General features: G+C 70.6%; 23 protein-coding genes. 17 read left to right on the plus strand and 6 right to left on the minus strand.

What is annotated here, in order from left to right:
* Positions 1-36: 36 nt before the first annotated feature.
* Positions 37-378, minus strand: a complete 342-nt coding sequence (locus tag P696_RS0112735; RefSeq protein ID WP_026412642.1) for an STAS domain-containing protein — start codon at positions 376-378, stop codon at positions 37-39.
* Between the two features lie 302 nt (positions 379-680).
* Here P696_RS0112735 and phoA point away from each other — a divergent pair, with 302 nt between their 5' ends.
* Positions 681-2,048: an alkaline phosphatase gene (gene phoA / locus P696_RS0112740; RefSeq protein ID WP_026412643.1), complete on the plus strand. Its 1,368-nt coding sequence runs from the start codon at positions 681-683 to the stop codon at positions 2,046-2,048.
* 503 nt (positions 2,049-2,551) lie between these two features.
* Positions 2,552-3,223, plus strand: a complete 672-nt coding sequence (locus tag P696_RS0112745) for a lysophospholipid acyltransferase family protein (RefSeq protein WP_026412644.1) — start codon at positions 2,552-2,554, stop codon at positions 3,221-3,223.
* A gap of 149 nt (positions 3,224-3,372) precedes the next feature.
* On the opposite strand, the gene P696_RS0112750 is transcribed toward P696_RS0112745, so the two are convergent.
* Positions 3,373-3,936, minus strand: coding sequence for a hypothetical protein (locus P696_RS0112750; RefSeq protein WP_157429662.1), 564 nt, complete (start codon positions 3,934-3,936; stop codon positions 3,373-3,375).
* Between the two features lie 152 nt (positions 3,937-4,088).
* Between P696_RS0112750 and P696_RS0112755 the strand changes: the two genes are divergently transcribed.
* From P696_RS0112755 to P696_RS0112815, 13 genes are all read left to right on the plus strand, one after another.
* Positions 4,089-4,826 carry a hypothetical protein gene (locus P696_RS0112755; RefSeq protein ID WP_245627637.1) on the plus strand — a complete coding sequence of 246 codons (738 nt, stop codon included), beginning with the start codon at positions 4,089-4,091 and terminating at the stop codon, positions 4,824-4,826.
* A gap of 188 nt (positions 4,827-5,014) precedes the next feature.
* Positions 5,015-5,215: a hypothetical protein gene (locus P696_RS0112760; RefSeq protein ID WP_026412647.1), complete on the plus strand. Its 201-nt coding sequence runs from the start codon at positions 5,015-5,017 to the stop codon at positions 5,213-5,215.
* Positions 5,216-5,438: 223 nt separating this feature from the next.
* On the plus strand, positions 5,439-6,794 hold the full coding sequence (locus P696_RS0112765; RefSeq protein WP_026412648.1) for an SPFH domain-containing protein: 1,356 nt from the start codon (positions 5,439-5,441) through the stop codon (positions 6,792-6,794).
* A 93-nt stretch (positions 6,795-6,887) separates the two neighbouring features.
* Complete coding sequence (locus tag P696_RS52350) at positions 6,888-7,337, plus strand: hypothetical protein (RefSeq protein ID WP_051467444.1); 450 nt, start codon at positions 6,888-6,890, stop codon at positions 7,335-7,337.
* Positions 7,338-7,394: 57 nt separating this feature from the next.
* Complete coding sequence (locus tag P696_RS0112775; protein ID WP_026412649.1) at positions 7,395-8,078, plus strand: NUDIX hydrolase; 684 nt, start codon at positions 7,395-7,397, stop codon at positions 8,076-8,078.
* Positions 8,079-8,468: 390 nt separating this feature from the next.
* On the plus strand, positions 8,469-8,633 hold the full coding sequence (locus tag P696_RS56895; RefSeq protein ID WP_170026426.1) for a hypothetical protein: 165 nt from the start codon (positions 8,469-8,471) through the stop codon (positions 8,631-8,633).
* A gap of 221 nt (positions 8,634-8,854) precedes the next feature.
* On the plus strand, positions 8,855-9,319 hold the full coding sequence (locus tag P696_RS45090; RefSeq protein WP_211245721.1) for a peroxiredoxin family protein: 465 nt from the start codon (positions 8,855-8,857) through the stop codon (positions 9,317-9,319).
* Positions 9,316-11,163, plus strand: coding sequence for an ABC transporter ATP-binding protein (locus P696_RS0112790; protein WP_026412650.1), 1,848 nt, complete (start codon positions 9,316-9,318; stop codon positions 11,161-11,163). Before P696_RS45090 ends, P696_RS0112790 begins: the two co-directional genes overlap by 4 nt.
* Positions 11,160-11,582: a S26 family signal peptidase gene (locus P696_RS0112795; RefSeq protein ID WP_026412651.1), complete on the plus strand. Its 423-nt coding sequence runs from the start codon at positions 11,160-11,162 to the stop codon at positions 11,580-11,582. Before P696_RS0112790 ends, P696_RS0112795 begins: the two co-directional genes overlap by 4 nt.
* A gap of 31 nt (positions 11,583-11,613) precedes the next feature.
* Positions 11,614-12,147 carry a GNAT family N-acetyltransferase gene (locus tag P696_RS0112800; protein WP_026412652.1) on the plus strand — a complete coding sequence of 178 codons (534 nt, stop codon included), beginning with the start codon at positions 11,614-11,616 and terminating at the stop codon, positions 12,145-12,147.
* A gap of 49 nt (positions 12,148-12,196) precedes the next feature.
* Positions 12,197-13,780 carry an AAA family ATPase gene (locus P696_RS0112805; protein WP_026412653.1) on the plus strand — a complete coding sequence of 528 codons (1,584 nt, stop codon included), beginning with the start codon at positions 12,197-12,199 and terminating at the stop codon, positions 13,778-13,780.
* Between the two features lie 23 nt (positions 13,781-13,803).
* Positions 13,804-14,340: a P-loop nucleotide/nucleoside kinase family protein gene (locus P696_RS0112810; protein WP_026412654.1), complete on the plus strand. Its 537-nt coding sequence runs from the start codon at positions 13,804-13,806 to the stop codon at positions 14,338-14,340.
* Between the two features lie 128 nt (positions 14,341-14,468).
* Positions 14,469-15,431: an alpha/beta hydrolase gene (locus P696_RS0112815; protein WP_026412655.1), complete on the plus strand. Its 963-nt coding sequence runs from the start codon at positions 14,469-14,471 to the stop codon at positions 15,429-15,431.
* 2 nt (positions 15,432-15,433) lie between these two features.
* Here P696_RS0112815 and P696_RS55825 read toward each other — a convergent pair whose 3' ends face one another.
* Positions 15,434-15,625, minus strand: coding sequence for a hypothetical protein (locus tag P696_RS55825; RefSeq protein WP_157429663.1), 192 nt, complete (start codon positions 15,623-15,625; stop codon positions 15,434-15,436).
* Positions 15,626-15,858: 233 nt separating this feature from the next.
* Entirely contained in the window at positions 15,859-16,146 is a 288-nt protein-coding gene (locus P696_RS0112825) for a hypothetical protein (RefSeq protein ID WP_026412656.1), read from the minus strand.
* Positions 16,147-16,333: 187 nt separating this feature from the next.
* Between P696_RS0112825 and P696_RS0112830 the strand changes: the two genes are divergently transcribed.
* A complete protein-coding gene (locus P696_RS0112830; protein ID WP_026412657.1) occupies positions 16,334-17,155 on the plus strand; it encodes a helix-turn-helix domain-containing protein in 822 nt (273 codons plus the stop codon).
* The gene (locus P696_RS54300) at positions 17,152-17,394 is read left to right on the plus strand and encodes a DUF397 domain-containing protein (protein WP_084337363.1); all 243 of its coding nucleotides are present in this window, start codon (positions 17,152-17,154) and stop codon (positions 17,392-17,394) included. Before P696_RS0112830 ends, P696_RS54300 begins: the two co-directional genes overlap by 4 nt.
* A gap of 44 nt (positions 17,395-17,438) precedes the next feature.
* Here P696_RS54300 and P696_RS55830 read toward each other — a convergent pair whose 3' ends face one another.
* Both P696_RS55830 and P696_RS0112840 read right to left on the minus strand, forming a co-directional pair.
* Positions 17,439-18,410 carry a hypothetical protein gene (locus P696_RS55830; RefSeq protein WP_026412658.1) on the minus strand — a complete coding sequence of 324 codons (972 nt, stop codon included), beginning with the start codon at positions 18,408-18,410 and terminating at the stop codon, positions 17,439-17,441.
* Positions 18,407-18,958 carry an RNA polymerase sigma factor gene (locus P696_RS0112840; RefSeq protein WP_026412659.1) on the minus strand — a complete coding sequence of 184 codons (552 nt, stop codon included), beginning with the start codon at positions 18,956-18,958 and terminating at the stop codon, positions 18,407-18,409. The genes P696_RS55830 and P696_RS0112840 overlap by 4 nt, the downstream gene beginning before the upstream one ends.
* Positions 18,959-19,167: the final 209 nt, after the last annotated feature.

The following is a 19,167-nucleotide window of genomic DNA, read 5'->3' on the forward strand; positions in this document are numbered from 1 at the left end:
CTGGTCAGGCGGTGGCCTGGTCAGGTGCCGCCGTGGTCAGGCGCCGACGGCGTCGGTGGCCTCCCGCAGGGTGTCGTAGATCGGGATGTACTGGTCGATCCCGGTGATCCGGAAGACCCGCCTGACGCGCGGCGGCAGCGCCACCAGGGCGAAGCCGACCTCCCGCTCGGAGGCCCGGCGGTTCGCGCCGACGACCGCGTTCAGCCCGCTGGAGTCGCAGAACGTCACGTGCCGCATGTCGACGACCAGCGGCTGGCCGATGTCGATGACGTCGGTCAGCGTCTTCTCCAAGGCCGGACGGGTCACCACGTCGATCTCGCCCTGAACGCGCACCAGGGTGCAGCGGTCATGGCGCATCAGGTTCACGTCGAAGTCCATGCTCGTCCCCCCACCCCTCCCGAGAGCAGCGGCCATCCCGGCCGGCTCGCCCGCACCGGACTCTTCCCCTGTCCGGTACCGGTCGAGCGAGGCCGGACCTCCCAGAATCCCGCACCGCCGGAGTCATTCCAAGCGGATCGCGGGAATGGGTCCGGTCGGGCCGGGGGCGGTCCCGTGCCCGTAACGGGCACGTCGGGTCCGGGATCGTTCACGCGTCGTCCATCCGAAACGGTCATAACGGTCATCTGCGGCTGGTGCAGTTACCCCGCTTCGACTGCACGAAACAAAGGGGAGGTCAGCCGATGTCTTCGGCTGGAAAGGTGCGGCGGCTCGCCGCCATCACGCTCGCGGCCGGCGCCGCCACCACCGTCGTCGCCTCGGGTGCGGCGAACGCCTGGAACGGCGACCGCACCAGCGACGTGCGGCACGCCGTCCAGGGCGGCAAGGCCCGCAACGTCATCCTGCTGATCGGCGACGGCATGGGCGACTCGGAGATCACCATCGCCCGCAACTACTCGCAGGGCGCCGCCGGACGCCTCAACATGGACCGGCTGCCGCTGACCGGCGCGTACACCACCTACGCGCTGCAGAAGGCCAACCCGAACCTGCCCGACTACGTCACCGACTCGGCCGCTTCCGGGACGGGCTGGGCGACGGGCCGCAAGTCCTACAACGGCGCCATCTCGGTCACCCCGGACGGCAAGCCGCAGCAGACGATCCTGGAGCTGGCCAAGCGCGCCGGCTACCGGACCGGCGACGTCACGACCGCCGAGCTGACCGACGCCACCCCGGCCGTCCTCGCCTCGCACGTGGTCGACCGCGGCTGCCAGGGCCCGGCGGACATGAAGAACTGCCCGACCAACGCCAAGGAGAACGGCGGCGCGGGCTCGATCGCGGAGCAGGAGGTGCAGACCGGCGCCGACGTCTACCTGGGCGGCGGCAAGGCCCGCTTCGCGCAGACCGTCAAGGCCGGGCGGTTCCAGGGCAAGACGGTCGTCGACCAGGCCAAGGCCGCGGGCTACGACGTCGTCACCGACGTGAACGGCCTCCAGTCGGCGCGTCCGGGCAAGAACGGCCGCCTGCTCGGCCTGTTCTCCGACGGCAACATGCCGCAGGAGTGGACCGGTCCGCTCGCCAAGACCGGCGGCACCGACCCGTCCCGCTGCGCCCCGAACGACAAGTTCAGCGGCCCGCACCTGACCCAGATGACGTCCAAGGCCCTGAACGTCCTGGACGACCAGACCCGGCACGGGAAGAAGGGCTTCTTCCTCCAGGTCGAGGGCGCGTCGATCGACAAGCGCGACCACGCGGCCGACCCGTGCGGCCAGATCGGCGAGACCGTCGAGTTCGACAAGGCCGTCAAGCTGGCCAGGGACTACGCCCGGCAGCACCCCGACACGCTCGTGGTGACGACCGCCGACCACGGCCACACCAGCCAGATCATCCCGCTGGACGCCCAGAGCCCCGGCCAGACCGCGACCCTGGTCACCGACGAGGGCGCCCAGATGAAGATCAACTACGCCACCAACCCGGCCGGCCAGTCGCAGGAGCACACCGGCACCCAGGTGCGCATCGCCGCCCAGGGCCCGCAGGCCGCGAACGTGGTCGGCGTGACCAACCAGACCGACCTGTTCGGCACCATCAACCGCGCGCTGGGCCTCCGTCACTAGGCACCACCGCTCCCACGGACCCGTCCGATCCCGCGCACCCGGGACCGGCCGGGTCCGTTCACGTTCCCGCCCGCCCCGGCCCGCGCGGAACCCCTCAGCACGGGAGGGGCGTCCCGTGCGTGGAGGGGGGCGCTCGCGTGGGGGGTGGGTTCACCGTCGTTACGGACGTGCCTGAGCCGCCTTCCCTGCGTGTCCGCTTCCGGGGGCGTGCCGCCGCGGCGCACGGCGGGATCGGGGGCCCGAATGGGGGTGCCGTGGGACGCGGGTCCATCCTGTGGTATCGCCGCTATTCGCGTTATCGGGAAGATGAAACCTACTCACCAGGAACCTACTGAAAAGTAGCCTCGGCGCTCGGGCAAATTACCGGAATTCGGCCATCCTCGGTACGCTGACCTGCGCGGGGGCAGCCGTCCGGGCTCTGGACCGGCTCACGGGAACTGCTCGGCGGCGTGCCGGTAACGGCTCCGGCGTTACAGTTGCGGGTGCCGAATTCGGGAGGCCGGGTGTTCTACACGTTCATGACGCGAATCGTCGCTCCGATCCTGCGTCTGCTCTTCCGCCCCCGGATCGAGGGCCTGGAGAACGTGCCCAAGTACGGGCCGCTCATCGTGGCCAGCAACCACCTGTCGTTCATCGACAGCTTCATCATCCCGCTGGCCGTCCCGCGCCCCGTCACCTACATCGCCAAGGCCGACTACTTCGAGGGCGCCGGGCTCAAGGGCCGGTTCGTGCGGTGGTTCCTCACCACCCTCGGCCACGTCCCGGTGCGCCGCGGCGCGCAGCGCGCCGCGATGGGCGCGCTCGAGCAGGCCGTCGAGATCCTCGGCAACAGCGGCGCGTTCGCGATCTACCCCGAGGGCACCCGCTCCCGCGACGGACGGCTCTACCGGGGCCGCACGGGCGTCGGCTGGCTGGTGCTGGAGTCCGGCGCGCGCGTCCTCCCGGTCGGTCTCGCGGGCACCGAGGAGATCCAGCCGATCGGCGCCTCGATGCCCCGCTTCCTCGGCCCCCGCCCGACCATCCGCATCGGCGAGCCCCTCGACTTCTCGCACTACCGCGACCTGCCGCCCGCCAAGGCCCGCCGCCTCATCACCGACGAGATCGTCCAGCACATCCAGAAGCTCTCCGGCCAGGACTTCGCAGGCGGCTACAACGACCACGCGGAATTGAGTTGAGCCTCCGGCTCCACGCCCTCGCCTAGCGGCTCGGGCGCGGCCCGGAAGCTCGTGCGAGTGCGGCATCGCTTCGCGATCAACCGCACGGGACTCGCCTTCGGCTTCGTCCCGCGCGGTTGGTAACGCACTCGCGCCGGTTGCGGCTCGTGCTAGACGTTCGGCGGGGTCTTGTCCTTGATGGTCGCGCCGTTCTGGCTCGCCTGTTGGCGGAAGCTCTCTATGGCGCCGCCCGCCGAGCCGATCTGGGACGGGTCGGCGTCGCCCGACTTCAGCTTGTCGGTCAGGCCGGACAGGTTGTTCTTGAGGGATTCGAGCGGCTGCTTGAGCTTGGTGCACAGCGTCGGGTCGGCGTCCACGAGCTTGCGGGCCGCGTTCAGCCGGTTCAGCGCGAACGCGCCGGCGGCGGCGCCCTTCACGATCGCCTTCTTCCGGTCCTGCGCGCCGGACTTGAACGTCCCGGCCTTCCAGGGCTTGTAGATCCAGCGGTGGAAGGCGCCGAACGCCAGCCCCGCGTCCCCGGCGAACCGGGTCTTGGCGAACTTCTTGGTGGCCTCGGACGGGCACGTCCCGGGCGACGCGCCCCCGGTGCCGGACGCGCTGGGCATCGCGGGCCCGGACGTTCCCGTCGCGTGGTGGGCCTTGCTCCCGCACGCCCCCGAACCGAGGAGCGCCAGCGCCAGCAGGACGGGCAGCACAAGGAGTCTGCGCGACATCGTCATCATCCTCCACATGTGGTGACCGAAGGGTCACGGTCGGTAGCACTTCTACCCGGGGCCCGGTGAACTGAAAGCGCGGGGCGGTCCGGCTCGTCCGATGGCGTGTCGTCCGAGCGGTTCCGGCCCGGACGCCCCGTAAGGTCGCGGACATGTCCTCCCGAGCGCCGTTTCCGCCCGCGACCCGCACGCCGCTCCGCCCGCTCGCGACGAGCCTGGCGCTGGTCACCGCGGCGACGGTCGGGCTCGCGGGATGCGGTGGCGGCGGGTCGCACGGCACCGGCGGAGGACGGCGCGCCGCGCTCGCGCTGACCGGCTACACGTCCGACCAGCTCAAGCTCGCGCTGCTCACCGACATCACCGGCTACCAGCGCGCCGGGGAGCCGGACTCGGGGGAGTACGGCTCGCTCAAGGGCATCCAGAACTTCGCGCAGCTCCAGCGGCAGGTCACCTTGGACAAGCCGCGCTGCGCCGACGCCGCCGCAGGCCAGCCCGACGTCGACCGGGCCGCCCCGGCCGCGCTGACCAGCTTCAACCGCGGTGACGGGCAGGTCGTCACCGAGACCCTCATGGGCATGCCGGACGAGGCGGCCCAGCGCCAGATCCAGCGACGCGTCACGTCCGGCTGCCTGGCCTTCCGGACCCGCGTCGGGACGCGCTGGGCCGAGCACCGCGTCTCCGAGTTCCCCGGCGGGACGATCGGCCGGGGCTCGCGCACCGTCGGCGTCAGCACCATCAGCGGAACCTCCCACACCCGCGCCTGGTACGTCGTCCTGCGCGGGCGGCACAGCGTCGCCACCGTCAGCCTCTTCGGCCCGAACGCCACCCGCGCGGAGGTCGAGCAACTCGCCCGCCAGGCCTACGACCGCAGCGAGCACTACCTCCCCTGACCATCCGGCGAGGGGCCACGACCAGGGCGCGTTCGCCTCAGGCATCCCGTGACCGTCCGGCGGACGTACGCCCCCTGGGAGGCGTGCCTGGAATGGGCACTACCTCCTGTGAGGGTCCGGCGGATACCGTGCAGGCGGGCGGACGTCGAGGGGCGACCGCGCGGGACGGGCGGATCGGGGAGCGGCGCGTGATCGGGAAAGAGGGACGGGTCATCGGCCGGATCGGGCCGCGGCTCGTCGGCGAGGTGATGATCCCGGTCCGGGGAGGCTCGGAGGCGTTCTACGCGCATCCGGTCGACCCGAAGGAGGAGATCGGCGTCGGCGAGATCGTGGTCGTCGTCGAGTACCACCCGCCGCGCACCGTCTACGTCGCCCGCGCCCTCGTCTGACGCCCCGGCCCGGTCCGCGCTCGTCCGATACCGCGTCCGGCCGTCCTCGGCACGGCCCTGGCGCCGGCGTCCGGATTCGGACGGGGCGAGGAGGATGTGTCCCGGGGGAGGGAACCGATCACCACGGCCTACCGTCTAGTGACCAACGGCTCCGGAAACCGGACGAACAGGCTCCCCGGCGGTGCCGTTGTCCCGGCCCCGGCCGGGTCGGTTGGAGGGGCGGATGCCAGTGGTCATCGTGGCGGTAGCGGTCGTCGTCGCCGTCATCTTCCTGATCGTCGTGTTCAAGATGATCTGGCGCGTCGCGGAACCCAACGAGGCGCTGATCATCTCCGGCCTGGGCGCGCGGTCCAAGCCGGTCAACGGGCTGGACAGTCTCGGGTTCAAGGTCGTCACGGGCAAGGGCACCATGGTGATGCCCGGCTTCCAGGTCGCCCGCAGGCTCCGGCTGGACATCCACAACACCACCCTCGAGGTGCACTGCGTGACGCAGCAGGGCATCCCGGTGCAGGTCAAGGGCGTGGTGATCTACAAGGTCGGGGACGACCTGGTCTCGATCGCCAACGCGTCCCGGCGCTTCCTGGACCAGCAGAAGTCGATGGACGGCGCGATCCACGAGCTGTTCACCGGCCACCTGCGCTCCATCATCGGCGGCCTCACCGTCGAGGACCTCATCCTCAACCGCGAGCGCCTCACCAGCGAGACCCGGCTGAGCGCCGCCGACGAGATGAGCAAGCTCGGCCTGGTCGTCGACTCGCTCCAGATCCAGGAGATCGAGGACGCCACCGGCTACATCACCAACCTCGGCCGTCCGCACGCCGCCGCCGTCGCGTCCGCCGCCCGCATCGCCGAGGCCGAGCGGGACCGCGAGGCCACCGAGCGCGAGCAGGAGGCCGCCCGGCAGAACGCGGCCGTCATCCGCGACACCGAGATCAAGAAGGCCGAGTACCAGGGCCAGGTGCAGCAGGCCGAGCAGCAGGCGAAGCAGGAGGTCATCGAGAAGGAGACCCGCAACGCCGAGCTGGAGGCCGAGCGCACCGAGAAGCTGCTGGAGAGCCAGATCCGCAAGCCCGCCGACGCGCGCGCGTACGAGCGGGTCAAGCTGGCCGAGGCCGAGCGCGAGGAGCGCGTCGCGCACGCGCAGGCCGCCGCGACCGAGACGCAGCTGAAGGCTCAGCGGGAGGCGGAGGCCACCCGCATCCTCGGTGAGGCGCAGGCCGGGGCGATCCGCAACAAGGGTCTCGCCGAGGCGGACGCCATCAAGGCGCGCGCGCAGGCCCTGTCGGAGAACACCGAGGCGGTCATCGCCCAGCAGCTCGCCGAGCGCTGGCCGGAGATCGTCGAGGCGGGCGCGGGCGTGTTCGGCAACGTCGACAACATGGTCGTGCTGAACGGCGCGGAGGGCATCGAGGAGATGCTCGCCAAGGCGCTCACCCTCGGCGGCGCGGGCCTCGGCCTCGCCCGGAACCTGCTGGCGGGCACCGCCGGGGTGCCGTCGGCGAACGGCCAGAAGCCGGTGGACGGCACGGCTCCCAGCCTGCCCGCCGCCGACGGCCCTTCCGGCACTCCGGAAGCCTGACCGTTCCCTTTCCCCGAGCCGGGGCCCGGACGCGCGACGCGTCCGGGCCCCGGCCCTTTTCCCAGGTGGTGAATCCTTCTGAGCAGTCGCAAAGTGCGTCCGCTGAAGGTCGGCGCGGACATCTACCGGCGCTCGACCGGGCACGCCCACACGCAGGGCGATCCGGACAGCTGCCGCGAGGTCGTGCGCATCGCCCGCGCGGACCAGCGCAACCGCGGCCTCCAGGTCACCTTCCGGACGGGCCCCGGCCTGCTCGTCAACGACGGCTACCCGATGCACGACGGCCTGATCTGCCGCGCCGCGGACGACGTGACCCTGAACCTGCACCTCCCGTCCGTCGTCCGGGCGATCCTGGACGCGGCGATCGAGCACGGCTGGGACACCCGGTCCGTCCTGTCCCTGGACGGCTGGGAGCTGCTGGACACCATCCTGACCAAACTCCCCCCAGAGCCCGAGCCAGAGCCAGGGGCTGAGCCAGGGGGCGAGCGCGGGCGTGAGGCCGGGGTGGGGCGTGGAGCCGGGGCGGGTGGGGACGAGGGGTGATCGCGCTCCGTGCCGACCGGGTCCCACGGGGCGCGTGACCCGGATAACGTCAGGGGCATGTCCGTGCCCCGGCTCGCCGTCTCTGTCGATCTCGTCGTCCTCACCGTCCGGGAACAGCGGCTGAGCGCGCTGACGTGGCGGCGTGACCGGGATCCGTACGACGGGGCGTGGTCGCTGCCCGGCGGGTTCATCCAGCTCGACGAGGACCTTCCGGCCGCCGCGTCCCGGCTGATGGCCGAGCGCGCCGGGCTCGCCGACGTCCGCATCCACCTGGAGCAGCTCGCCACCTACGGCTACCCCGACCGCGACCCCCGCCAGCGCGTCGTCAGCGTCGCCTACCTCGGCCTCGCCCCGGACCTGCCCGCCTCCAGCCGCGCCCAGGTGCTCTGGAAGCCGGTGGACGACCTGGTGCACGTCGAGCGCGCCGCGTTCGACCACCGCCGCATCCTGCTGGACGGTGTGGAGCGCGCCCGCGCGAAGCTGGAGTACACCTCGCTCGCCGCCGCGTTCGCGCCGCCCGAGTTCACCGTCGCCGAGCTGCGCCGGGTCTACGAGATCGTCTGGGGCACGCCGCTCGACCCGCGCAACTTCCACCGCAAGGTCACCGGCGCCGACCGCTTCCTCATCCCGACGGGCCGCACCACGACCCGCGACGGCGGCCGTCCCGCGCAGCTCTACACGCGCGGCGACGCCGAACAACTGCGCCCCCCGATGCTCCGCCAGCGCCCCTGCCCCGACTGACCGTCCCGGTCGAGGTCGACGGTCTCGCCGCCTGCCTTCCGCTGTTCGGCCTGACCTCGGATCCGTCCTGATGGAGGGCCCGCAGCGACTGTCACCGACTGTCGCTTCCCGGTTGCGCTCGCGGTGTCCGAAACCATGACGGGGGTTGCGCAAACTAGCAAACTTGATCACCTTCGCGCGGGCCGTTCGGCATGACCTCACAAAGCGGGGCCGCCCGATGATCTTGGGGCTTGAAAAAGGGACGCGGACACGCCTTACTTTGAAGTGCCCCAAAACCCCGGGAGTTACCGGAGAAAGTGGGCGTCGATCGAACACCTCGCGCGCGGAAGGTCGACGCCTGTTTACTTCAACCATCAATTCCCGGGGAACCACCCCGAAAGGAGAGAAGCCATGAGCCGTCTCGTCGACCGCGTCCTGGACCGCTTCGTCCCCAAGGCCGACGCCTCCGCCTGCAGCGGTAACTACTTCTGCAACGCGGCTGGTCACCCCGGCTACTGGTTCCGCTTCTGCTGCGTGGACAGCGGTTGCGACTGGACCTACATCCGCGGCTGCTGATCCTGAAGTGATCTCAGCTTGAGCTCTGCCGGGCGGGACGCGGCGCCGCGTCCCGCCCGGTGTGCGCCGTGGCCGTGGCCGCCGCGGCCGATCGTCCTGTTCGATGAAAATCTCAATCCCTTCGCGAGGAACCGACAATGCCTTATCTGGCGGCTGCTGTCATTCTCTTCGGTTTCCTTTCCGTGCTTAATCTGATGCTTACCTTCGGCATTATTCGCCGGATGCGGGCGGACGCCGCCGCCGGAGGCCGGACGGCCCCGGGCGGGATGGACCTGTTCAAGCTCAAGCCAGGTTCGGCCGTCCCCGAGTTCAGCGCCACGACCACCGACGGCGAGCAGGTCACGCGCGAGACGGCCGCCGGAGTGGTCGCGTTCTTCTCCGAGAACTGCGACGGCTGCCACGACCTCCTGCCGAGCTTCCTCGAGCGCGCCCGGCCCCTCGGCCGCGGCAACGTCCTCGCCGTCTTCGGCGGGAACGAGCCCGAGATGGTCGCCCAGCTGGAGCAGGTCGCGCGCGTCGTCCAGGCCGACCGCGCGGGCGGTCCCGTCTCCCGCGCGTTCCAGAACGAGTGGACGCCCGCGCTCTACCTCCTCGGCGAGGACGGACGCCTCACCGGAACCGGCGCCCGCATGGACGAACTCCCGCTGCACACCCTCTCCGTCCCCGCTGCCGGAAACGGGCGATGACCAGCCCGAACACCGACCAAGGCGATCATCAGAAGGAGCGGCGGTTCGGCGCGCGGGCGTTGCGGACGTCCGTCGTCGAGGCGGTTGCGCTCATCGCGCGGGCCGCGCCCGTCGAGGTGCCGGTCTTCCTGGCCGTGACGATCGCCGCGGCCGCCGCGCCGATCGCGACGGCCTGGCTGACCAAGCTGGTCATCGACCGGCTGACCGGCGGGAACGGCCCGGTCGGAGCCCTCGCGCTAGGCCTGGCCGCCGCCGGGTTCGCCACGGCCGTGCTGCCCGCCGTCGCCCGGTTCGCCCGCGGCCAGATCGGACGCGCCGCGAGCCTCGCGGGCACCGACCGGCTGTTCGCCGCCGCCGAAAGCCAGGTCGGACTGCGGTCGTTCGAGAACCCCGCCTACCAGGACCGGCTGCGGCTCGCCCAGGACGGCGTCCGGCGCGTCCCCGAACTCGTGGACGGTCTCGGCGGCGCGCTCGGCGGCGTCCTGTCCCTGACCGGGTTCCTCGGCTCGCTGCTCGTGCTCAGCCCGGCGATGACCGGCCTCGTCCTCGCCGCCGCGCTGCCCGCGCTCGTCGCCGAGATCCTGCTGACCCGGCGGCGGACGTCCATGGAGTGGGACATCGAGCACCACCACCGCCGCGAGTTCTTCTACGGCCAGCTCCTCACCGGGACATCGCCCGCGACCGAGATCCGCCTGTTCGGGATCGGCGCGTTCCTGCGCGGACGGATGATGTCCGAACGGCGTGCCGCCAACACCGCCGAACGCCGCATGGACCTGCGGGAACTCCGCACGCAGGGCGGCCTCACCGCCCTCGGCGCGGCCGTCGCCGGAGTCGGCCTCTGGTGGGCGGCGAACGCCGCGCGCCACGGCACGCTCAGCGTCGGCGACGTCGCGATGTTCCTCGCCGCCGTCGCGGGCGTCCAGGCCGCGCTCGGCTCCCTGACGTCCGCGATCTCCGGCGGCCAGGCCCGCCTGCTCGCGTTCACGCACTACGTCGCCGTCGTCCGCGCCCCGTCCGACCTGCCCCGCGCGCTCACCGGCGAAGCGCCGCCGCTGCGCCGCGGCATCGAGCTCCGCGACGTCTGGTTCCGGTACGGGGACGACCTGCCGTGGGTGTTCCGCGATCTCAACCTGACGATCCCGCACGGCGAGGCCGTCGCGCTCGTCGGCCTGAACGGCGCGGGAAAGAGCACCCTGGTCAAGCTCCTCTGCCGGATGTACGACCCGTCCCGGGGCCGGATCCTCTGGGACGGCGAGGACATCCGCGACATCCCGCCCGAGAAGCTGCGCGACCGCATCAGCGCCGTCTTCCAGGACCACATGAACTACGAGATGTCCGCCCGCGACAACATCGCGGTCGGCGACCTCACCGCCCTGGACGACCCGTCCCGCCTGGAACGCGCCGCGGGACGCGCCGGTGTCCACGACCGCCTCGCCGCCCTGCCGAACGGCTACGACACGTCCCTGACCAGGATGTTCGCCCTCGGCGACGACTCGGCCTCCGGGGTCGTCCTGTCCGGCGGCCAGTGGCAGCGCCTCGCCCTCGCGCGCGCCCTCGTCCGCGAGAACCGCGACCTGATGATCCTGGACGAACCGAGCTCCGGCCTCGACCCCGAGGCCGAACACGAGGTCCACGCCCTCATGCGCGAACACCGCCGCGGCGGCACCAGCCTGCTCATCTCCCACCGCCTCAGCGCCGTCCGCGACGCCGACCGGGTCGTCGTCCTGGAGGACGGACGCGTCACCGAACAGGGCACCCACGACACCCTCCTGGCGGCGGACGGCGGCTACGCCCGCCTCTTCCGCCTCCAGGCCAGCGGCTACCAGGAGGCGACGACCCCATGACCCGGCCGATCCTGGCCCTCGGAGCCCTGGCCGCCCTCGCGGCCTCGGCCGTGGCCGTCCGCCGGACGCTGATCCTCACCACCGTGGACGGCGACAGCATGGAACCGGCGCTGCGCTCCGGCGACCGCGTCCTGATCCGCCGCACCCGGCGCGTCCGCCGAGGTCAGGTCACCCTCCTGCGCTCGGACTCCCATGACCTGCTGCTCCTGAAGCGCGCCGTGGCCGTCCCCGGCGACCACCTCGCCAAGGAGTGGGCGGACGTCGACGTCCAGCGCATCGCCGACACGACCGTCCCGCCGGACGCGATCGTCGTCGTGGGCGACAACCGCCCGAAGAGCTGGGACTCCCGGCACTTCGGCCACGTGGGGAAGGACCGCGTCGTCGGCGTCCTCCTCACCCGCGTGAGCACCGTCTCTTGATCATCATCATGCTCCTCCGATACCAAGGAGCATGATCCGAGGAGAGAAGATCGGGCTCCGCGCCCGCCACGAAGCCGACGTCCCCGTCCTCCACGAGGAACTGCACAACGACGTCGAAACCCGCTCACGCGCGGACACACGCCCCTGGTGCCCCCTGGGCCTGGAGGCATCGCCCTTCGCCATCAGGGACCCGTCCGACCTGACCGCCGCCGACTTCTCCGTCGTCGACCTGGCGTCCGGCGAACTCGCGGGCGCGGCCGTCCTCTGGGGCATCGACCTGCACAGCCGCTCGGCGCACATCGGCATGACCCTCCGCCCGTCGTCCCGAGGCAAGGGCCTGTCGACCGACGTCGTCCGCACCCTCTGCCACTACGCCTTCGTCACCCGCGGCCTCAACCGCGTCGCCCTCGAAACCCTCACCGACAACATCGCCATGCGCACCGCCGCCGAACGCATCGGCTTCACCCACGAAGGCACCCTCCGCAAGTCCTTCTACGCCAACGGCGCCTTCCACAACGACGAGCTCTACGGCCTCCTGGCCACCGAATGGCACACTCGCCCGTGACCCCCTGAACCACCCGCAGGGGCTCTGCGTGACCGATACCGTACGAAGAGTGAAGGACTTCAACACCGCAGGCCCCTGCATCCCAGGCGAGCACTACATGCTCGAGCCCCTAGCCCGCCTGCCCGAAGCCCGAAGACTCGCCGAACAGGGCAAGTACTTCGTCATCCACGCTCCCCGCCAAACCGGCAAGACGACCACGCTGACACTTCTGGCCCAAGCCCTCAACGCCACAGGCAGATACGCAGCCGTCCGCTTCTCGTGCGAGACCGCCAAGACCGTCGAGGACATACGCGTGGCCGAAGAACGTCTCCTCGCGGCCTTGTGGGACGCCGCCGAAGACTTCGGGCTCCCCGAGGAATGCATGCCCCCTGATCCCTGGCCTGCGTCGCCGGGTGGTCGCGCGGTCTTCAGGGCGCTCAAGGCTTGGGCGAAGCGCAGCCCGTTGCCGCTGGTGCTGCTCGTCGACGAGATCGACGCGTTGACCGGCTCCGCACTCGTCGAGGTGCTCAGCCAGCTCCGCGACGGCGCAACCTCCTCCATGACCCCGTTTCCGCACTCGGTGGTTCTCTGCGGGATGCGGAACGTGCGGGACTACAAGGCGGCCTCAGGCGGCGACCCGAATCGTCTGGGATCGTCCAGCCCGTTCAACATCAGCGTCGCGTCGCTGCGCATCGGTGACTTCAGCATGGACGAGGTCGTCGAGCTGTACGACCAGCACACCGAGGCGACGGGACAGATCTTCGAGCCGCGGGCCGTTCAGCGGGCGTTCGAGGCGAGCCAGGGACAGCCCTGGCTGGTCAACGCCCTGGCCAGGGACGTCATCGAGGTCATGGCCGTCCCAGTGTCCGAGCCGATCACCGACGACCTGATGGACCAGGCGGTCGAGCGGCTCATCTACCAGCGCGCCACGCACCTGGACTCCTTGGTCGCCCGCCTGCACGAGCCGCGCATCCAACGCATCATCGAGCCGATGATCACGGGCGTGGACGTGCGTTCCGACGACGTGACCTACGACGACGACCTCGCGTACGTGCGGGATCTCGGCCTGGTCACCCAGGCACCGCCGCTGCAGATCTCCAACCCGATCTACCAGGAAGTGATCATCCGCGTCCTGTCCCAGCGCCTTCAGGATCGCGTCGAGGTCGAGCCGCGCGCCTTCCTGCTCCCGGACGGACGCCTCGACACCGACAAGCTGCTCGAGGAGTTCATCGCGTTCTGGAAGGCGAACGCGGAGATCGTCGACAACCAGCACACCTACCACGAGGCCGCCTGCCACCTGGCGTTCATGGCGTACCTGCAGCGTGTGGTGAACGGCGGGGGCTTCATCGACCGCGAGTACGCGCTCGGCCGCAAGCGCTTGGACCTCACCATCCGCAAGCCGTACACGGACGAGAACGGATGTCGCGCAATGCAGTGGGCGGCGTACGAACTCAAGGTCCACAACACTGGTGAGAAGAACCCGATCCCGGGCGGCTTGGAGCAGTTGGACCGCTACCTTGACAGCCTCGGCCTGGACACCGGAACCCTCATCGTCTTCGACCGTCGCAAGAACGCCCCGCCCGTCGCCGACCGCACCAAAGTGGAGCCGGTCGAATCACCCGCAGGACGGAAGATCACCCTCGTCCGCGCCTGATCCCGGAGGGTTAGCCTGCAGGGATGGGGCGAGCGGTTCTTGTGGTGGTGAGTGGGGCGGCGGGGGTTGGGAAGACTTCGTTGGCGCGTGGGGTGGCTCGGCGGCTTGGGTGTCCGGTGGTGGTTCGGGACGAGATCAAGCAGGGGCTGGTGCTCGCGGACGACGGGTATCGGGCGGAGCCCGGGGACGCGATGACGCGGCACGCGACGGAGGTCTTCTTCGACGTGCTGCGGGTGATGTTGGACGCCGGGTGCGCGGTCGTCGCCGAGGCGGCGTTCCAGGATCGGGTGTGGAATCCGCGGCTGACGGCGCTCAGTGAGCTGGCCGACGTGCGGATCATCCGGTGTGACGCGCCGCAGGAGGTGCGCAGGGAGCGGGTCGCGCGGCGGCTGGAGGCGGACGGGCACCGCCGGGCGCACGCCGATCACTCGCTGACCTTCCAGGACGGGTTCCAGCGCGTGGAGATGGACGTCCCGACGCTGGACGTCGACACGTCCGATGGGTACCGGCCGGGTATGGACGAGATCGTCGCGTTCGCGCGAGGCTTTGCCGGACGCTGACCCGATACGGAGGTGGACGAGAAGGTCCGCCGGGCCGGACGCGTCGTGGGTGGGGGCGGACGCGGCGGGTACATCCGAGAAGGAGGACGCGGCGGCGGGCACACTCAGGGGCGGACGAAAGGATCACCATGGGCGGGAGGCCCGCGTTCTACCGAGACCAGCGCGCATGGCGTGACCTGCAGAGACATCTGCCCGAGCGGCTGCGCCTGACGGACGAGACCGTGCCCGAGGAGAGCTTCTGGGAGTGGCGCGGGCATCGCGTCCACCTTGATCGCTACCCGAAGCCGGACGCGAGGGCCAAGGTCGTCCTGTTGCACGGCATCGGCACGAACGGACGCCAGATGACGCTCGTCCTGGGCGCGCCGCTCGCCCAGAAGGGCTACGAGACGATCGCCATCGACAACCTCGGTTACGGGCTCACACAGGTCAAGGCCGGTAGCAATCCGTCCTATGGCGACTGGGTCGACCTGGTCGTTGATTTTCTGCTGCGCGAGCGTGCGCGGGACGACCGGCCGATCGTCCTCTACGGGCTCGGCGCGGGCGGCATGCTGGCGTACCACGTCGCCGCGAAGGCCCCGCGCGGCACGGTGAAGGGCGTCGTCGGCATGACGTTCCTCGACCAGCGTGACCAGGCCGTCCGGGACGAGACGGCGCACGACAAGATCACCGCTCGGGTGGGCCTGCCGCTCATGTCGCTGCTGGCCAGGACGCCGCTCGCCGGGCTGAAGTACCCGATGAGCCTGGCGTCCAAGATGTCCGCGCTGGCCAACGACCCGGCCGCCATGAAGGTCTTCATGCAGGACAGGGCGTCCGCCGCGAACTGGGTCAGCGTCCGGTTCCTGGACACGTACATGAACCACGCGCCCGCCGTCGAGCCCGAGAACTTCGACGCCTGCCCGGTCCTGCTGACCCAGCCCGTCGTGGACCGCTGGACGCCGCTCTACCTGAGCACGCCCTTCCTGTCCCGCATCGACAAGGTTCCGGTCGAGACGGTCATGCTCGACAACGCGGGCCACTACCCGCTCGAAGAGCCCGGCCTGACGCAGATGCAGGAGACCGTCGCCGACTTCGTCGCCAAGCACACCGGCTGACGTCAGCGCCGCCGTTCGACGGCGTCGAGCCACGGCCGCAGCATCGCGTCGATCGTCCGGGCGGCGGACGCGGTGTCGGACGCGTGCTCGATGCTCCGTCCGGCGGACGTCCGGAACCACCACCCGTCCACGTGCCGGACGGCCGTGACCGTCTCGCCGATCGACGTCACGTCCGGTGACCGGACGCGCAGCATCGGCGGGAACTCAAGCGTCCGCGGATCGGCCCTCCACCCGCGTTCCCGCAGGTCACGCGCCAGACGGCAGAGCAGCCGCCGAGCCCGCCACGCGTCCAGGTCCGACGCCCGGACGACCACCCCGCGCGAACGCGCCAGACTCCTCGGTCCGCGCGGGGCCGCAGGACTCCTCCGAGCCTTCGGCCAGCCCAGGCGTGCCAGACGGCGCGGGTGCGCCCGGCCGCGCGGGCGGGTCAGGCCCATCGGGCCAGCTCCGCCGCTACGGCGTGGGCGGTCGCGAGGGTGTCGTCCGGGTCGCGGACGTGCTGGGCGTCGCCGATCGACGTTCCACCGGGATAGAGCCAGAACGTCCACTTGCCGTCCGTGGTCTTCTCGCACGTCACGCTGATCGTCCGGCCCATCGTGTCCGGATTCCAGCAGCGCAGGACGGTCGGTTTCAGGACGTTCTCGACGAGCCGCGCCCGCAGCCCGATGTCGTCCAGCCCACCGGCGAGAGCGAGAAGCCTGGTCCTTTTCGCCAAACGTGCTATCTCGACCGGAGAATCGAGGCTACGGTCACAGATGCGAGTCGTGTCGTTACACATCGGCACCCTCCAAGGTCGGGGGAGTGGGAACTGTGCGTGATCTCATCACCACTCTCCCGACACGGAGTGTCGACGGGAAGAGGGAGAGCGTCCACACGACCGATGTAGCGACGGGAGCCTCGACATGCCCGACAAGCAGCGCATTCAGCCCGTGATCGACCCCCACAAGAGCGCCTGGGCGCTCTACGCGTACAAGCTCAGGAAAATGCGGGAGCAGGCGGGACTCAGCCAGCCGGAGATCGGTCGCGCCTGTCTCGTGTCCGGAAAACTGGTCTCGGCCATCGAGACCCTGCGTCGCCTCCCGGGCGAGGACTTCAGCAAACGCCTGGACGTGCGGTTCGACCTCGACTTCTTCGAGGACCAGTACCACCAGATCAACCGCGAGTTGAAGCTCCCCTGCGGCTTCGACGAGTACGAGAAGCAGGAGACGCAGGCGGGCATCATCCACTCCTACGACCCGCTCGCCATCCCCGGGATTCTCCAGACCGAGGATTACACTCGCGCGATCATGCGCCGGATTCAGCGGCCAGAGCAGCTCGACCAGATGGTCGCCGCGCGCATGAGGCGTCAGGAGATCCTGGATCGGGACCCCTATCCGCTGATCGTTTGCCTCGTGAAGGAGGCCGCGCTGCGGGAGGTGATCGGCGGGCGCGACGTTCTGCGTGGGCAGTTGGCCAAGCTCTTGGAAGTGGCCGAGTTGCCTCACGTGTCCATCGAGGTCATCCCCAATGGATCGGGCATCGTGCTGGCCAGTGGGTTCGCGATGCTCCAGTTCGCCGAGGGCGCTCCCGTCGGCTGGACTGAGGCGGCCTTTGGCCACGGGCATCTCGTTCAGGACTCGGCCACTCTTCACGAGATGCGGGTAGCGTTCGACTTGTCTCGCAGGGAAGCGTTGTCGGTGTTCGAGTCCGTGCGCCTGATTCGGGCGATCTTGGAGGCGATGTGAGTCGATCCACACCCCAGTGGCGCAGGTCCAGCTACTCGACCGCCGAGGGGGGCCAGTGTGTTGAAGTGGCCGCTCTTTGGCAGAAGTCGAGCTACTCCGGGGCCGAGGGAGGGCAGTGCGTGGAAGTCGCTGTGTTGGCTCCGGAGGTTGGGCTTCGGGACTCGAAGGATCCGGACGGGCCGCATTTGCATGTGACCCGTCCGGGGTTCGCGGAATTGCTCGTCCGGCTCAAGGCGTAGCCTGCGCGACGTCCGGTGTGCCCTGGGGCTTCATCTGGCCGGAGCTAGCGCGGGCATCCCTCCATCAGGCGCTTGTACTGGCCGTTCGACTCGCTGGGGAGAGGCTTGCCGGGCGGCTGGGCCCACAGCATGACCTGCCCGGGGGCCCACGGGTCGGCGTCCGTGACGATCCAGTTTCCGGGGATCTTGGAGCGGTCGGCCGTGGTGACGCCGAAGTCCTCGCCGCCCGCGCGCTTCTCGTCGTAGTGCCACTGTCCGGCCTGGACGTTGTGGCGGCGCAGGACGGGAAGCGCCTGGTCGACGGTGAGGCCGCGGACCGGCACGCAGTGCAGCGCCTCGCCCGCCGCGAACGCGCTCTTGCTGCTTGTGTACTGCTCACCGGGCCGCGCGGCTCGTCCGAACGTGACGGCGCCCGAGCCTCGGAAACCGGTGGGGATCCTCAAGCCGACCGGGCAGGCCCCGCCACCGTTGTCGCAGCGCCCCTTGGCGCTGATGATCCCGACATCGGACGGCAGCTCGCTCATCACGATCCCGCCGACCAGGGACGGGGACACCGGGACGAGCCGCAGCGTGATCTTCATGCCGTGCGCGGCGAACTCCCTGCGGAACCGCGCGGGGTCGGCGAGCGGGTCCTTGATCCGGACGACCAGGTCCTTGCCCTCGGTCCTGAAGGTCAGCGCGGCGGGCTGCGCCTTGGCCGGGTTGTACGTGGGGGAGCCGGCGGGCGAGCCGGACGTCCCGGCGGCTCCGGGTGTTCGGTGGGTCCCGGGAGTCCCGGCCGTCGCGATGGTGAGCGCCACCGCACCGGCCGTCGCGACCGCCAGCGGCAGGCCGCCGAACAGCACCATGCGCTTGCGGCGCGGACGGGAGCGGGCGGGCGCGGCGTCCGGTGTGGCGTCGGTCGCGGTCGCCATGATGCCCTCGCCCAGCTCGGCCTTGGTCCGCGGGCTCACCATCCGGGCGACCTCCTCGTCGGTCATGGGGTTGAGTCGCCTGATCAGCGTGTCGTCGTTCATGCGTGTTCCTTCTCGCCCACGCGCGCCCCGCGCGGGTGGGCCGGTCGGGTCTGTCGGGCCTCCAGCGCGCGGGCGAAGCGGCGACGCGCCCGGTGCAGCCGGATGCGTACGGCGTTGCGGGAGCAACCGAGGACGACCGCGATCTGCCCGGCGTCCAGGCCCTCCCAGCCGACCAGGGACAGCAGTTCGCGGTCGTCGTCGGACAGGCCGCGGAACGCGTCCGCGACGGCGTCGTCCGCGAGGTGCGGTTCGGCCGTCCGGTCGTGGGGGCGGAGTTCGGCGCGCAGCCGCTCGCTGAGCGCGCTGCGCCGTCGCGCGCCGCGATGGTGGTTGGCCAGCGCGCGGCGGGCGACCCCGTACAGCCAGGGCCGCGCGGCCTCGCCGGACGGGATCTCGTCCAGCCTGCGCCATGCGACGAGGAACGTCTCCGCGAGGACGTCCGCGGCGTCCTCGCCGTGGTCCGTGCGGCGCATCAGGTAGGCCAGCACGGGATCGTGGCAGGCCGCGTAGATCTCCTCGAATCTTCGTCTGCCCTCGGGGGGTTGCAAACCCTCTCCTCTCGGTCAGGTCGTCACCCCGAACATGTCCGGTCGACCCAGGGCATTTCACCCGACCGGGCATGGCGTCGGAACCGCTCGGCTGCCTGTCCGAATGCGGGGTGCGGTGCCGGACATTCCTACGAACCGCTCGGTTCGTCGCAGTCGCAGAACAGGGACCGGCTCGACCGGGGGGACCCCCGAGAGGAAGGGGACGGGCG

The sequence above is a fragment of the Actinomadura oligospora ATCC 43269 genome (genome assembly GCF_000518265.1).
Classification (GTDB): Bacteria; Actinomycetota; Actinomycetes; order Streptosporangiales; family Streptosporangiaceae; genus Spirillospora; species Spirillospora oligospora.